General features: G+C 42.4%; 18 protein-coding genes. 17 read left to right on the forward strand and 1 reads right to left on the reverse strand.

Annotated elements, in window-relative coordinates; translation table 11 throughout:
• Window positions 1-996 precede the first annotated feature (996 nt).
• The 13 genes from E7L17_RS13060 to E7L17_RS13120 all read left to right on the forward strand — a co-directional run bounded on the left by E7L17_RS13060 (window position 997) and on the right by E7L17_RS13120 (window position 9,486).
• Window positions 997-1,326, forward strand: coding sequence for an HNH endonuclease signature motif containing protein (locus E7L17_RS13060; RefSeq protein WP_316323581.1), 330 nt, complete (start codon window positions 997-999; stop codon window positions 1,324-1,326).
• A gap of 73 nt (window positions 1,327-1,399) precedes the next feature.
• The gene (locus tag E7L17_RS13065) at window positions 1,400-1,774 is read left to right on the forward strand and encodes a hypothetical protein (RefSeq protein WP_316323582.1); all 375 of its coding nucleotides are present in this window, start codon (window positions 1,400-1,402) and stop codon (window positions 1,772-1,774) included.
• Entirely contained in the window at window positions 1,771-3,519 is a 1,749-nt protein-coding gene (locus E7L17_RS13070) for a terminase large subunit (protein ID WP_316323583.1), read from the forward strand. Before E7L17_RS13065 ends, E7L17_RS13070 begins: the two co-directional genes overlap by 4 nt.
• A 10-nt stretch (window positions 3,520-3,529) precedes the next feature.
• Window positions 3,530-3,742: a hypothetical protein gene (locus tag E7L17_RS13075; RefSeq protein ID WP_316323584.1), complete on the forward strand. Its 213-nt coding sequence runs from the start codon at window positions 3,530-3,532 to the stop codon at window positions 3,740-3,742.
• 58 nt (window positions 3,743-3,800) lie between these two features.
• Window positions 3,801-4,916, forward strand: coding sequence for a phage portal protein (locus E7L17_RS13080; RefSeq protein WP_316323624.1), 1,116 nt, complete (start codon window positions 3,801-3,803; stop codon window positions 4,914-4,916).
• Window positions 4,913-5,581 carry a head maturation protease, ClpP-related gene (locus E7L17_RS13085; protein ID WP_316323585.1) on the forward strand — a complete coding sequence of 223 codons (669 nt, stop codon included), beginning with the start codon at window positions 4,913-4,915 and terminating at the stop codon, window positions 5,579-5,581. Before E7L17_RS13080 ends, E7L17_RS13085 begins: the two co-directional genes overlap by 4 nt.
• Window positions 5,582-6,793 carry a phage major capsid protein gene (locus tag E7L17_RS13090; protein ID WP_316323586.1) on the forward strand — a complete coding sequence of 404 codons (1,212 nt, stop codon included), beginning with the start codon at window positions 5,582-5,584 and terminating at the stop codon, window positions 6,791-6,793.
• 12 nt (window positions 6,794-6,805) lie between these two features.
• Complete coding sequence (locus tag E7L17_RS13095; protein WP_316323587.1) at window positions 6,806-7,093, forward strand: head-tail connector protein; 288 nt, start codon at window positions 6,806-6,808, stop codon at window positions 7,091-7,093.
• Complete coding sequence (locus E7L17_RS13100; RefSeq protein WP_316323588.1) at window positions 7,093-7,446, forward strand: head-tail adaptor protein; 354 nt, start codon at window positions 7,093-7,095, stop codon at window positions 7,444-7,446. Before E7L17_RS13095 ends, E7L17_RS13100 begins: the two co-directional genes overlap by 1 nt.
• 1 nt (window position 7,447) lies before the next feature.
• Entirely contained in the window at window positions 7,448-7,879 is a 432-nt protein-coding gene (locus tag E7L17_RS13105) for an HK97 gp10 family phage protein (protein WP_410470676.1), read from the forward strand.
• Window positions 7,876-8,229 (forward strand): hypothetical protein, encoded by a 354-nt coding sequence (locus E7L17_RS13110; protein WP_316323590.1) that lies wholly within the window; start codon window positions 7,876-7,878, stop codon window positions 8,227-8,229. Before E7L17_RS13105 ends, E7L17_RS13110 begins: the two co-directional genes overlap by 4 nt.
• A gap of 2 nt (window positions 8,230-8,231) precedes the next feature.
• On the forward strand, window positions 8,232-9,098 hold the full coding sequence (locus E7L17_RS13115; RefSeq protein WP_316323591.1) for a major tail protein: 867 nt from the start codon (window positions 8,232-8,234) through the stop codon (window positions 9,096-9,098).
• A 1-nt stretch (window position 9,099) separates the two neighbouring features.
• Entirely contained in the window at window positions 9,100-9,486 is a 387-nt protein-coding gene (locus E7L17_RS13120) for a hypothetical protein (RefSeq protein ID WP_316323592.1), read from the forward strand.
• Window positions 9,487-9,665: 179 nt separating this feature from the next.
• Here the strand turns inward: E7L17_RS13120 and E7L17_RS13125 are convergent, their stop codons facing one another.
• Window positions 9,666-10,106, reverse strand: a complete 441-nt coding sequence (locus E7L17_RS13125; protein WP_316323593.1) for an SHOCT domain-containing protein — start codon at window positions 10,104-10,106, stop codon at window positions 9,666-9,668.
• A 112-nt stretch (window positions 10,107-10,218) separates the two neighbouring features.
• Between E7L17_RS13125 and E7L17_RS13130 the strand changes: the two genes are divergently transcribed.
• The 4 genes from E7L17_RS13130 to E7L17_RS13145 are packed head-to-tail and all read left to right on the forward strand — an operon-like array spanning window position 10,219 to window position 15,846.
• Window positions 10,219-12,135: a hypothetical protein gene (locus E7L17_RS13130; protein ID WP_316323594.1), complete on the forward strand. Its 1,917-nt coding sequence runs from the start codon at window positions 10,219-10,221 to the stop codon at window positions 12,133-12,135.
• Window positions 12,136-14,277 (forward strand): hypothetical protein, encoded by a 2,142-nt coding sequence (locus E7L17_RS13135; protein ID WP_316323595.1) that lies wholly within the window; start codon window positions 12,136-12,138, stop codon window positions 14,275-14,277.
• The gene (locus E7L17_RS13140; protein ID WP_316323596.1) at window positions 14,270-15,307 is read left to right on the forward strand and encodes a hypothetical protein; all 1,038 of its coding nucleotides are present in this window, start codon (window positions 14,270-14,272) and stop codon (window positions 15,305-15,307) included. The genes E7L17_RS13135 and E7L17_RS13140 overlap by 8 nt, the downstream gene beginning before the upstream one ends.
• Window positions 15,304-15,846 carry a hypothetical protein gene (locus E7L17_RS13145; protein ID WP_316323597.1) on the forward strand — a complete coding sequence of 181 codons (543 nt, stop codon included), beginning with the start codon at window positions 15,304-15,306 and terminating at the stop codon, window positions 15,844-15,846. Before E7L17_RS13140 ends, E7L17_RS13145 begins: the two co-directional genes overlap by 4 nt.

Below are 15,846 nucleotides of genomic sequence, written 5' to 3' on the forward strand. Positions count from 1 at the left end.
ATGTTCGTTTATATAGTGATATAATTAAATTGTAGAGTTATACCTACACAACATATTGTGTTTTATGGTTCATCCGAATAGCGGAAACCTCCTTGAATAAGCGCCCTGATGGTATGGCACTTTAGGGCGCAACATGCGGCAAAGAGTTCATGAGCTTGTCGCCGCTCCTTTCTCCGCCTGCCCGGGGCGGTAATACCGGGTACATCTCCTTTCCCCATTCATAGCCCTGCGGCATCATCCGTGGGGCACACATACACCGTGTTTTGACGTAGCTTGGGAAACGTTCGTTGCAATCCATCGGTGCACACGATGCAGGTTGCAATGGAGTGGGGTTCGAATCCCTAACGGTGTACCACACGAAATATCACATACAAATCACTGGCAGCCGGGAAAGACCGGCACACATACCACCTAGCACAGCAACAGCCGTGGCTTACCGGAGCAAAGCCGGGAGGTGGCACTACACAAACGTACCGTTAAATCCTCACATATCCAAGCGGATAGGGCTAAGAGCCGGCATTAATTGGTTTATATGGTGCGTTTAGATACTTGTGGGGGTTTTGCCTCACACAAATGGTTATTGTAGGTGATTGCCTAGTAACCAAACATAGTCAAGCGCTTGCCTTAGGGTGGGCGCTTCTTTGTTACATAAAGGAGATAGCGCAATAATGATAAAGTATGTAGTTATAGTTATCCTTATTATTTTTATTTTTGGAGCAATACAAAACGCGCTATATACTAAAGAAGTAATATGGGCACACGTCGTAATATTGTGCACATCGATATTTGGGATATGGTGTGCAATTAATATTCATTAAACGTTCACGTTAAAAGGATGGGGTTAACTTTGTTTTATTTGATGATAAATTTTGTGCTGGGTTTATTTGTCGGTGTTGCGGCTGTATTTGGGATTATGTACGTTATAAGCTTGCTTATCAAATTGATGGATAAGTTGGCTAATTGGATTTGGCTAAAGTTTGGGAATAAGCAACAACGATGAAAGAATATGCTAGATGGTTTTATATAAGCAATCCGTGGAGGAAATGCCGCAAGGCTTATCTTGCTGCTAACCCATTGTGCGAAAGATGTTTAGTGAAAGGGATTATAACACCAGCTAAGATAATCCATCACAAGAGGTACATAACACCAGACAACATAAACAATCCTGATATAACTCTTAGCTTTGATAACCTCGAAGCGCTGTGTCAAGATTGTCATAACGTCGAGCATCACGGGGCCGAGGAAACTTTTTCGTATGTTTTCGGAGACGATGGACAAATTTATCCACTCCCCCCCTCGAAAAGTGAGGACAGTTCAGAGAGTTAACCGGTGCCGACCCTCCAAATAATACACGGGGTTTTCGTGTGACCCCCCTCCCCAAATAAAAGGAAGTGATACCGTGGCGAAAAAGCCTGTTAAAACGCGAGCAGACAGAATCACCGAGGAAAAGGAAAGACTTGAAAAAATCTACTCCGATATAGACGATAAAAAGCAGGGCACTGTGCAGGGCCTTATACAAAGAGCTGCTTATATGCGGGTATCGCTCGAAGATATGGAGGCGGACATTGACTTAAACGGTTTTACCGAGAAGTTTTCCCAAGGCATGCAAGAACCCTACGACCGCAAACGCCCGATTGCCGACCTATACAACACCATGAACGCAAGCTACCAAAAGGCCATCAACCAGCTTACTGGACTTCTGCCAAAAGAAGAGCAAAAGCCGGAATCTGACGATGGCTTTACTGGTTTTGTAGCAGGGCGTGAGGACACTTGAACAGTTACCCGCTATCCTATAACCCAATATTGGAATACTGGTCAAAAATCGAATCGGGCGAAGAAGTTGTAGGGTTAAAAATATATAAAACATATAAAAAACTTGTCTACGATGTTGAACATCCGGGCGAGTATTTTTATAGCGTAAAACGCGCAAACCATATCCTTGAATTTTCAGAAAACTACTGCCACAACTATCAAGGCAAAGAGGGCGGAAAGCTTGTAAGGCTGGAATTGTGGGAAAAGGCAATGCTCGCGGCGATATTCGGGTTTGTGAATATAGAGGGAATCCGAAAATATCGTGAAGCAATACTCATTATCGGAAAGAAAAACGGTAAATCTCTACTGGCCTCCATAGTAGGCGATTACATGCTTGTAGCAGATGGAGAGCCGGGGCCGGAAATTTATGCAGTGGCAACAAAGAAAGACCAAGCTAAAAAAATCTGGCTTGCTTCAAAGCTTATGGTCAAGAAATCACCGGCACTGCGTAAGCGTATAAAGCCTCTTGTATCAGAACTGTATTGTGATTTTAATGATGGTGTTTTCCGACCTCTAGCAAGCGATAGCGACACTCTTGACGGGCTTAATGTGCATTGCTGCCTAATGGATGAGATACACCAATGGAAACAAGGTAAGGCTCTATACGACATCATGGCAGACGGCACTACTGCTCGCGAACAACCACTCATTTTTATCACTTCCACCGCAGGAACTGTGCGAGAAGATATTTACGACGAAAAGTACGAAGAGGCTACACGGGTAATCAATGGGTATTTTGACGACGTAGGCTATCACGATGAGCACTTTATCGCCTTTATCTATGAGTTGGACAGCCGGAAAGAATGGGTAGACCCTAACTGCTGGAAAAAAGCAAACCCGGGGCTAGGTACGATTAAAAGTCTATCTCAACTTGCTGAAAAGGTTCGCAAGGCAAAAGAAAATCCTTTGCTCGTCAAAAACCTTGTATGCAAAGAATTTAACATCAGAGAAACAACAACAGAAGCTTGGCTGACGTTTGAACAACTTAATAACACCGATACCTTTGTACTGGACAAAGAAAACAGAAAGCTTATCTGGAATCACATAGACCCGGAAACAAACAGTGTTGAAGTTAAGGTGTTGCCGTATCCTAAGTATGGAATCGGAGGGTCTGACCTGTCCGAAACTACTGACCTTACAGCTGGAAAGGTAACGTTTATGGTTCCCGGTTGTCAGAATGTGTTCGTGCTTCAAATGTACTGGCTGCCGGAAGAACTGTTAGAAAAACGCACCAAAGAAGATAAGATACCATACGACATATGGGTGCAAAACGGACTCATGAGAACCACCCCGGGAAACAAAGTGCATAAAGATTTTGTTACAAAGTGGTTTTTAGAAGTGCAAAACGAGTTTGATATTTATATTCCGTGGACAGGGTTTGATTCGTGGTCATCGACGTACTGGGTAGAAGAGATGAAAAATGAATTTGGCAAGGAAAGTATGATTCCTGTTATTCAGGGAAAAAAGACTCTTTCCTCGCCCATGAAGCAGCTGGGGGCAGACCTTGATAGCAAACTGGTTATTTACAACAACAATCCTATTGACAAATGGTGTCTAGCCAACACGGCGATAGACATTGACAGAAACGATAACATCCAGCCGATTAAGACTAGCAGCCCGCGCAAAAGGATAGACGGAACGGCGGCGCTGCTTGACGCTTACGTTGTGTTGCAGGACAAACTCGGAGAATACCAAAGTATGATATGAGGTGATATTTATGAAAGACATACCACATAGCACACGATTACCAGCCCCGCCAACGCTGTCTCTCAAAATTGAGCAAGAGATTATTGCGGTTTATGCAAACGGCCGATTAGGTAAAAGCGAAATTGACGAACTCGAGGAACGGCTATCGAAAAAGCTAGGTAAAAAGGTAATTGTTTTTGATTCTTTAATTTCAAAGGTAGAGACCTTAAAAGTAGGTGGTTAACACGGGATTTTTAGAACGCTTTTTTAATAATAGGAGTCCTACTCAAACCCGATACCGGATGGTGCAAAATCTTGGTAACGGGTTTTATTCTTGGGACGGTAATTTGTATCGCTCGGATATAATCCGCGCCTGCATACGCCCAAAAGTAAAAGCGGTTGGGAAAATGGTTGCTCAACATATTCGGGAAACTGTTACTCAAGCAGGAAAGAAACTGCAAATCAATCCAGAGCCATATATCAGGTTTTTGCTGGAAGAGCCTAATCCGTACATGACCGGACAGATGATGCAGGAAAAGCTTGCTACACAGCTATGCCTTAACAATAACGCTTTTGCTGTAATTCTCCGCGATGACAACGGATACCCTACGGAAATATATCCAGTTCCGACAATACAGACGGATGCTATTTACAACAATGACGGGACGTTGTTTTTGAAATTTCTGTATCGCAACGGGAAGAGCAGCACTTTCCCTTATACGGACGTTATCCACCTGCGACAAGACTACAACGAAAACGATATTTTTGGTGAATCTCCTGTGCCCGCGCTGCTCCCGTTAATGGAAATTGTTAACACAACAGACCAAGGTATTGTTAAGGCGATTAAAAATTCTAGCGTGATACAGTGGTTACTGAAATTTGCAACCAATATCCGGCCGGAGGATTTGAGGCAACAAGCGACAGACTTTGCTAACAATTACCTTAGTAACGCTAGTGATAGCGTAGGAGTTGCTGCGGTGGATTCCAAAGCCGAAGCAATCAGGGTTGACCCAAAAGATTACGTGCCGAACGCTGCACAAATGGACAGGACTACCAAGCGCATATACTCTTTCTTCAATACCAACGAAAAAATCGTACAATCAAACTATGACGAAAATGAGTGGAATGCTTATTTTGAATCGGAAATTGAACCAGTCGCAATTCAGCTTAGCAACGAATTCACACGAAAGTTGTTTTCTCGCCGAGAACGCGGTGTTGGAAACAGAATTTATTTTGAATCCTCAAATTTGCAGTACGCTAGTATGCAAACCAAACTTGCGTTAATGGCAATGGTTGACCGTGGAGCAATGGCTCCAAACGAGTGGCGCGCCGTATTTAACTTCGGGCCAATTGACGGCGGCGATAAACCAATACGCAGGCTGGATACCGCGTTAGTACAAGGAGGTGATAAGGTTTGAAGATTAACATAAAAGGCAGCATTATCCCAAACGGAGATAAATGGATTTATGACTGGTTGGGTATTGATGCTACAAGCCCGCGTGATGTGTCTGACGCTCTGGAAAAGGCAAACGGACAACCAATTGACGTTGATATTAATTCCGGTGGTGGTGATATTTTCTCAGGCTCCGAAATCTACACAGCGCTACGCAATTACACAGGAATAGTAAATATTCATATTGTTGGTCTGTGCGCTTCTGCTGCGTCTGTAATTGCAATGGCGGGCAAATCGGACATGTCACCTACTGCTATGATGATGGTGCATAACGTATCCTCTTACGCATCCGGTGATTATCACGATATGGACAAACAATCGGATATATTGCAACAGGCCAACAAAACCATTGCGGCTGCTTACGTTGGTAAAACGGGCATGAGTGAAGAAGATGCACTAAAGCTTATGGACGTGGAAACGTGGCTTACAGCACAACAGGCTGTTGAGAAAAAGTTGGTTGATAAGGTGATGTTTGCTGACTCTCCGCAGTTAGCGGCATCGTATGGTAACGGAATGATACCGCGAGATACCATTGAAAAGTTAAGAAATCAGGTTCAGAATCCGCAGGCTGAAAAGCAGGCGGATTTTTTGCAGGCCAAATTAAATTTATTGAAAGTAAAGGTGAACTGAATGAATAAAGAACAATACTTGGCACAAAGAAAGTCTCTTGTTGATGCCGCACAGGATTGCATTACTACCGGTAAACTGGAAGATGCAGCTGCTAAGACAAAAGAAATTGAAACCCTTGACGCTAGTTTTGAAGCAGAAGCGAAAGCACAAGCTAACCTAAACGCTTTGAGAGATAACAACAGAATTGTTGACCTTGCAGCGGTAGGCGCAGGCCGCGTGGTTGATTCCACCGTTGTTTCTGCACAGGCAGAGGCGGAGGATATTCTTGATTCGGTGGAATACCGTAAGGCATTTATGTCAAACGTTTTGAAAGGAACTGCGATTCCTGCAAAGTTCCAGAATGCCGATGCTAACACAAAAACTACTGATGTAGGCACGGTAATTCCTACAACCATCATGCAGCGTATCGTTGAAAAACTGGAATCTACCGGAATGATTCTGCCTCTGGTTACACATACCGCGTATCAGGGTGGATTGTCCATCCCAACTTCCGCGGTTAAACCGGTTGCTACATGGGTAGCCGAGGGTGCGGGTTCTGACAGGCAGAAAAAGACTACCGGCAGTATCACGTTTACTTATTTCAAGCTACGTTGCGCTATCAGCATGTCGTTGGAAGTTTCTGTTGTTTCCCTTGGATTCTTTGAAACGACCTTTATTGCAAACGTTGTTGAGGCTATGACAAAAGCTTTGGAACAGGCAATCATCAGTGGCAACGGTACTACACAGCCTAAAGGAATTCTCACGGAAACGGTAGTTACTGGTCAAAATGTTGATGTTGCCGCCGCTGGTAAGCTAGCATACAGCACACTGACCGACGCAGAGGCTGCGCTTCCGATGGCGTACGAAAACGGCGCGATTTGGTTTATGACCAAAAAGACCTTTATGGCATTTATCAGTATGGTAGATGACCAAAAACAACCAATTGCACGTACTAATTACGGAATTGGTGGTTCACCCGAAAGAACTCTTCTTGGCCGTAGAGTGGTATTAAACGATTACATGGCCAGTTATGCGGACACTGTAGCGGCGGATACCGTTGTTGCATTCCTCTTCCGCCCCGAAGATTATGTGCTTAACACCAATTATGCGGTGACAATTAAACGGTATGAGGACAACGATACAGACGACCAAGTGACCAAGGCAGTTATGTTGGTTGATGGTAAAGTTATCGATAAAAACAGTCTGGTTACGGTCACAAAAAAGAAGCCTTAATGGGGTGATAATATGGCGGGAACGCTTTTCGACCGCGTAAAACTCGCCCTACGTATCCGAAACAGTGCGTTTGACGATGACGAAGTACAGCCTATCATAGACGCTTGCAAAATGGACTTGAAACTGTCCAATGTAAATAAAGCAGAAGATGACGACCCGCTAATTCAGCGGGCCGTTATTCTTTATGCAAAAGGGATGTTTGGATACAGCGAGGATAGCGAAAAATTTATGAAAGCGTATGAGTTCCAAAAGGCTTCATTGTCGGTGTCGCCAGATTACAACATGAAAGGCGGCGGGTAATGTATCGGGATATAATGACGCTTATCGCAGTATCAAACGACGGGAAAGACCCGGACGGATACCCGCAGGAGGCGGAACATAGCACGGAGGTTTATGCAGACAAGCAATCTGTAAAGCGCAGTGAGTTTTACGCAAGTATGCAGTCGGGTGTAAACGCGGTAACGGTGTTTAAGACTCGCGTTGAAGATTTTGAGTATGCGAGTTATACAGCGGTAAACGGAGCAGTTTATGAGCCAACAAGAGTGTTGCATCAAGGGCGAAAATACCAGATACAGCGAACTTACGTTAATCCTAAAGACTCTGACCAAATAGAGCTTACCTGCTCGGATTTAGGGGTGGTACAGAGTGGCTAAAATGACAGCACAAATGCCGGATGACATTATTAAGCAAATCCGACAGTTAGGAAGCAGGCTTGACACAGTAGCCCCCGCAATGGTAAAAGGCGGCGCGGAAGTGTTGGCAGAAGAAGTGCTCCGAAACATAGCGAAACATAGCCGCACCGGTGGGCTTGAAAAATCTGTTACAGTAGGTAAACCTGAAAAGGATAAAAACCAAGTATGGCGTTGTAAGGTGTATTTTAAAGGCCGCTCTAAGACCTTACAACGTGATGATGGAGCTATTGTACAGCGTAAAAAGCCTGTACCTTACTCACAGATTGCTTTACACATGGAATACGGCACAAGCAAAGAGGCGGCCTCCCCTAATGTGCGTACAGCTCTCGAATCCAGCAAAGAAAAAATAGAAGGCCGCATGAGATATGAGTTTTTACAGGGTACGAAAGAATGAATATAAATCCAATTATTGAATCTGCACTGTCTGGCTTATTCCATAACAGCAAGGCGGTAAATATCGCTCCTTTGGTTCTGGACACAGCTAAAAAAGGCGAGTGCTACTGCACTTATTACACCTACCTCGATCAAGACGAGTATTTTGCAGACGACGAACCGGTCGGAGGCAACACTTACGGAACGGTGGATGTGTTTTGCAAAGGTAATTACAAGTCTTTGATTAAGGAAATTAAACAGAGGCTGCAACACGTCGGTTTTAGAGTGAAAATCGGCCCGGAACAATATGAGCAAGACACGAAATTTTATCACGTCTCAATTAATGTAAATATTGAAAATACGGAGGTATAATTATGGCATTTAAAGGATGCAGATACCCTAAATACTGCCCTTATACGGTCACGCAGAACCCGGATGGCACAGAAACTGAAACCATGGGAATCGGAAAAGTGTTTGGGAAATCGGCTAACGTAACAATTACAATCAATGCTGCACCGGCAAAATACCATGCGGACGACGGAACAGCAGAAGTGGTAACCGAGTTTACGGGTGGAACTTTAGAAACAGAGATGGATAACCTTACAGATACAACTAACGCGGAAATCGGAGGACACCGAATTGATGAAGACGGTGTTGTTCATTACGGGTCGGAAGATAGCCCGCCTTATTTGAAATACAGTATAATTGTGCCGGAAAGAGTTTCCGGTAAAAACAAATTCCTGGTAAAAGAATTGACGCGAGTACAGTTTGCGCCACCTGGAGGGTCATATAACTCTAAAACCGATACAACAGCATTGTCCGGCATTAAATTAAACGGAGAAATCATGCGCGCAGCAGATGGGGAGTACCAAAAAGAAGCAGTTTTTGATACAGAAGCACAGGCTCTTGCGTGGCAGGCGGCAGAAATGAACATGGGGGGAGAAATCCCGGAGTTTACCCACACAAGCGTACCCGTCAATGGTGCAACCGGAGTAAACAAAACCGACCCGATTATTCTTATGTTTAGCAATGTCGTTGACCACGGTAACGCGACGCTGATCAATGCCAGTACAAACGCCGTGATTCCTGCTACTAAGGTGTTCGGCGGTGGAAAAAAGACGCTTGCTATCACACCTACTGCCGCGCTTGCTGCATCAACAGAATACTTAGTTGTAATGGACGTGACCGATGCTTACGCGCAGCAGCTTAGCGCAGTTGTTAGCTTTACAACGGGGGCTTGATATGCACACTATTAAATTGAGAAACAAAGAATACCCAATCTTGTTTGACCTTAACGTTATGAAAGAGGTACAAGACAGGTACAAAGGCGTTGGAGGCATTGCGGCTCTCGGAGAAAAGCTTTCCGACTTTGGCGAAATGACGTGGCTTATCGCTTTGCTTGTCAGCGAGGGCGCAGAGTATAACGCATATTTAAACAATGAAGTTGCAAAAAAAATCACTCCACAGCAAGCCGGAATGTTGCTTACTATGGGCGACTTTAAAAGCGGCAAAATCTCACAAGCTGTGGTTGACGCTTTTAACGAAAGTTTAGGCGACTCGGGAAACGTGACAGCCGAGGATTTGACGACAGTAGCGAGTTTGATGCAGACGGAAAAAGCGGCGAACTGATTTCATTTCCTCGGCTTGACTATTGGGCAGTCACATTATTAAGGTATACTCGCAGAGAAAGCAGATATTTAACAGTAAAAGAACTGTTGGAGCAATACGACGAGCATTGTAACTATAACGGAGCAAAAACCAACGACTTAGAAAGCATAGATTAAAAGGGTGCGATTAATTTCGCACCCTCAAATATCCAAAAGTTTATTTCTCTTTTTTTCAAACTCTTCTCTTGTGATTATCCCATCATCCATGAGTTTTTTAAATTTATATATTTCATCTGCGGAAGATAATACCGTATCAGATTTGTTGTATCTAATAATAATGTCTTGGATTTTTAAAGCGGTCTTATAATTTTCTTCGCCAACAAACAATACTGAATTTTCGTCATTAACTGCATCGCGAATTCCGCCACTTGATGAATTTGAATTGTTAGGTGAGGTTTGGCCAGCGGTTTGAAATTGTATATATCCCTTATAGAATCCTCCGGGCTTTTTTATATCCACACCGGTTATTTGATTGAAAGGAATAACCTTTATTTTATCCGAAGCGAAAGTACTAATTTTCACTATTTTAACAGCGTTTTCTTTCAAAAATAGAAACTTTCCTTGTCCGCCTTCTATCTTCATTCCGCGTACCTCCTTTTTATAAATAATATCACAAAGTAGAAGATTTTACCAGTTATTAAGCAAAACATGAATTAGAAAAACTCTTAGATAGTTTTATTGTTGAGGTGAAAAAATGGCAAAAGGCAGCAGCACTTTTGGTGCGTCAGTAAAGGTAGACGGTGAAAAGGAATTTAAACAGGCCTTAGAAAGCATCAATGCCGGTCTCAAGGTAAACGGTTCCGAGCTACAAAAGCTTACAGCACAGTATGCTTCTAGCGGCTCATCGGTTGAAGCTCTCACCAAAAAACAGGAAGCTTTAGAATCAAAACTATCTAGCCAACAAGAAAAAGTTGATACCTTGCGTAAAGCGCTAAATTCAGCGGCGGTGGATTACGGAGAATCAGATAAACGAACAATGGCTTGGCAAGTGTCTTTAAATAAGGCAGAGGCCGAGCTTTTTAAATTAAATGATGAGCTATCAAATAATCAAAAAGCGTTAGATGAGAGCAAAACAACCACTGACGGGCTGACATATTCTAACGAGCAGCTCACAAACAGCATTACAGACCAACAAAGCAAAATAGATGAGCTTAAAAAAGGATTAGCAGATAACGCAAAGCAATACGGGGAAAACGACCAGCGTACACTTTACTTTAAAGATGCTCTCAACAAAGCGCAAAGCGAACTAGATGGTATGAATAAAGAACTCTCTAATAATGAAAAGGCATTAAAGGGAGCGGATGAAAAAACAGGCTCTCTAGGTGATTCTGTTAGAGGGTTGGCTAATGCTGCGGGTTTAGAAATACCACCCGCTTTGCAAGGAATGGTGACTAAGTTAGACGGTGTATCCAAGAGCGGAGCTGCTTTAGCAACCGTATTAGGAGGCATCGTTTTTTCACTATATAAAGCGACAGAGAGGACAACAGAAGCGGCAGGGAAAATAGACGAATTATCGCATAAAACTGGAATGTCAACGGATAAAATCCAAGAATTAAATTATGCTGCGGAATATTTAGAAGTATCGGCAGAGGATATTGGCTCATCCATTGCAAAAATGACCAAAAACATGGACTCCGCAAGAAAGGGTTCTGGCGACGCGGCAGAAGCTTTCAAAAAACTGCACGTCAGCATAAAGACTGGTAACGGGCAATTAAAAGACAGTGAAACAGTTTTTTATAATACAATTGATGCTTTAGGAAAGATAAAAAACGAAACTGACCGTGATGCTTTATCTATGGCTATCTTCGGAAAGTCTGCAATGTCTTTAAACAATCTTATTTTAGAGGGTAGCGATGGAATCAAAGGCTATGCCGAAGAAGCTCGTAAAATGGGCTATATTTTAAATAACGATGCGATTAATAATTTCAATGTCTTAGATGATTCAATGGTAAAGTGGAATAAGGTTCTTGAAGCAACTAGTAATTCAATGGCTACTGCGTTAATACCGATACTTACTGCTTTGTTCGAAGCAATATCTAAAATCCCGGCGCCGGTATTACAGTCGATTATAGTAATAACCGGAACTGTTGCTTCAATTTTGTTGTTAGTAAAAACAATAAAAGAAGTTACTTCGTTAGGAGGCGATGTAAAAAACTTCTTTACAGGTTTTGATTTTGCGGCTAATAAAACTAAGCTAATTATATTAGGGGTGGTTGCTGGATTGGTTGCTATATTAGGGCTAATTGCAGTCTTAACCAACAAAAGCGGCGAAGTTGAAAAAACATTTAGCAGTATAAATGGTAGCGTAAATAAAATAAACGGTCAGGTGAACAACGCATCAACAAAAGGAGCGTATAATCGTATACCGGCTTATGCTAAAGGTACAAACAATCACCCGGGCGGCCGCGCTTTAGTCGGTGAGTATGGTCCCGAAATTGTGGATTTACCACGCGGTAGCAGAGTATATCCTAATGGCGTTTATCCGTCTGGTGGAGATACTTATATCATTGAAAACCTAATGATAGAAGCAAGAACAATACAGGAATTTAATGACGTGTATCGCATGGTAAAAAATCAAAGACGCATGGGAGTGCAGGGGGTGACGGGATAAGTGGCAATTTTAACTGTAACCCCAAGTGTGATTGGTGGAATAAACAGAGACTATCCAAATGAACAACTAAGTAGTAATTCGGTTTGGGGTAGAGACCATAAAACGTTGTTCAAATTTCAAATTACCGATATACCTACGTTATATCGTAAGAAATCAGTTGAAAGCGTCAATTTTGTTATCAGTGGGCATTCCAACGTATGGGTAGAATCAAGAACCACGGTTAACTGCGGAGGGTCTTTTTCTTGGATAAATCAAACGTTTTCAAACACCACGAACTGGAATAACAGGCCTACTAACGGTGTCCTAGATGTTATTTTTAAAAACAAAGTGTTTGACGCTATACCAGAACAGCCAAGCCGAAAATTTACCCCCGTATTCGAATTTGAGTTCACACCATTTCTATCAGGATATAAAGGTAAATATGGAGACGTTGCTAACAAAAGTTTGCTAGAACTATTTTTTATTGGATTTGAGCTTGGAAACGATGTTAGCGCAGAAGATGACGTTGGAAACAGGTATAGACTCAATATCGATTCTCTTACTGCTTCAATTTCTTTTTCTGACGGTGTAATAGAGACAACTTCGGTGTTTCCAAACGCTGGAGGTTTTGTAAACCCGTCTAAATCTAATACGTTTTCTGTATTTTTTAAAGAGTCTTATTTCTTTGTATCTCCTATTGCAAATTTAATAACTTATGAGATTAAGGAAGTAGTATCCGGCGTTGTATCACAGTATCAAGTCAGCGTCAATCAAAATTTAAACGGTGCCAGCCGTATAGATTGGAGCGTGCCAAGTAGTGCCGTAGCAAAAAACAAAAACTACCAATGGCGGGCAAAAATTGGGACTGATGGTGGCGAAACAAATTGGACCGAATGGGCAGCTTTTACCACTACCGATGCTACTCCTAATGCCCCAATTATAAAATCTCCGCAATCGTCATATCTTGATGCTGCATCACCCATTGCGTTAACATGGGCGCACGATATTAATACAGGATCAACGCAATATGCTTATGACATTGATTATAAGCAATATGGTAGTTGGGTTACATTAAAATCTCATGTAATATCAGCAGTAAGCGCAGACACGATACCTGCAAATACACTAGAAGCTGGTAGCTTTGTATGGAGAGTACGCACCTATAATACGGATAATGTTTCCGGCACTTACGCAGAAAGCGCAACAAACATCGTACAAGCAAGACCACATACACCTATTATAATGAGTGTTTCCACAATTCCCCAAATGGTTATAAACTGGCAATCTTCAGGTCAGCAAGCATACGAACTAATAATTGGGTCAGAGAAGATTTATAGTTTTGGTGTTGACAAATCCTACACTTATTCTGGATATCTTACTGATGGGCAATACACCATTAAACTAAGGGTGCAAAACTCACAAGGGCTTTGGAGTGAGTATACGTCAGTAAGTGTTAACGTTAAAAATGTTCCAATTAGCGGTGAGGATGTAATAACCGCTACCGTAGTTTCGGGCGGCGTGCGTATAGATGTAGGGCTACCAGACATACAAAATGCGGTGTATCTAAATGAAATGTATGTAGGTGAGTTTTATGTAACGCACGAGCCAAAACCAGCAGAGGGAACTAGGTTTTTGCTACGCAATGGTATTCCAATCGCTGTTGTTGATGGAGATTTTTATATTGATTACGCGTCTGCCGGTATGTCTGAATATGTTCTAAGGGTTGTAAGAAACGGCAATTATTATGATTCTCCAACGGTATACGCTGTTCCAAGCATTAAATATGGTGTACTAGCGGCGGAAGATAATCCAAGCGATTTTATTCCTTTAGCGTTTCGTTTGGAAAGCAAACCGCAACCGCAAAAGCAATTATCAAAAGGATATAACTCTCATTATTTTAGCGGTAGAGCACAGCCGGTGTATGACATAACAGAGCACTACGAAACAACATGGCCTTTGGAATATTCAATGGTCAAAAGTAATTACGATAAACTAAACGCGTGGGTAAAATCCGGAAAACCTATTTTAATACGGTATAACGATGGCACAATCATACGCGGGGTTGCACAAGGCTTTACTATGACCCGCGCTATAAAAAACATTGTGACGGTTTCTTTTACTGTTATGCAAAGGGATTACGTGGAGGCGATAGACTATGTATGACGGTGGAATTCGAAATCTTAGCTATCGCCTTGATGTACTTAACGGAGAAATTAAAATAGGGGAACTGCAAGCGTTAGGTGTTGAGGTTAACTTCGACGGTACAGCAACTGATGTTAAAATGTCGATTACAGGCACAGTGAAAGATTCCAGCGCAATAGATTGGTACAAACATCGGTTGCGCCCTGTATTGATTGACAATGGGACAGAATATTACCTTGGAACATACTTGCCACAATATGTAAAAGAAGCAACCAATGGCGGCGAAACACTAAAAAACTTTGAAGCTTACGACCTGTCTATCCTTGCTAAAAACGATAAGCTCACAGAGCGATTAAACTTAAAATCAGGCACCTTGTATCTAACAGCGATACAGGGTGTTTTGATTTCTTCTGGTATTACTAAAATTGTAGCAGATACGTCTGACGCAGTTTTGCAGTCTGACCGTGACGATTGGGATGTTGGTACACCTAAAATTACAATTGTAAATCAGTTATTGTCTGAAATGAGTTTTAACGATTTGTATATCGATTTAAACGGTACAGCGCGGCTTACAAGGTACGAAATACCGAGCGCAAACAACATAGACCACATATATCAATCAGGCCAAGCAAGCATCATAGAGCCAAACACGAACGTAGAAAGCAATTTTTTTGAGATACCTAACATTTGGATTGCCGTTGTGTCTAACCCGGATTTACCAGAGCCATTAGTGGCTAAGTTTACAAATGATAACCCAATGAGTAAAACTTCCACAGTTTATACCGGACAACGCAAGGTTGAAGTGCTTTCCTTTGATAACATCGCTACTCAAACAGACTTACAAAACGCAGTAAACAAATCAGCTTTTGAAGCAATGCAAGGGATTGAAACAATATCGTTTAAGACAGCGATAGAAGCTAATCACGGCCTATTTGATGTATGCGCCATTAATATACCGGAGTATAACGGCATCACAACAGAAATAAATTGGGAAATCGATTTAGACAGTACGACAATGACACATAAAGCAAAAAAGCTGGTGAATTTATGACAGACGTATCTTATAGGTTAGCATCAATAACCGCAATAGGCAGCGAGGGCGTGTCGGTGCAATTTGAGGGTGAGGATACCGCAAGCGATAAATCTTATACGGTGATGCAAGATTATCATCCAACATTAAGTGACAGGGTTGTAATGCTCAACATTAGCGGTACTTACATCGTTTTAGGCTCTGTTGGCGCTCCTACCGCGCCAGTTGAGTATATACCACTTACGCAAAAAGGCGCTGCGGGCGGTGTGGCTACGCTTAATTCGGCCGGGCAAGTATCACAAAAAGCACTAAGTGCAGCAACAGCAGATACCGCTACAACAGCAAGCACTGCAACCAATGCAGATTCAGCAACTACCGCAACCACAGCTACAAACTTTACAAGCAGACACACCGGAAGTTCACTCGGATTTTACGGTCACTCGGCTGTTTCGAGACAAGGAATATCATTGTTAAGCGCATCGGCTGATCTGCCAACAACGGTATCAAGAGTTAACTCAATAATATCAATGCTGCAAAACAACGGAATGTGCAGCAATTAA

This window comes from Clostridium sp., assembly GCF_032576335.1.
Taxonomy (GTDB): Bacteria; Bacillota; Clostridia; order Oscillospirales; family Acutalibacteraceae; genus Faecalispora.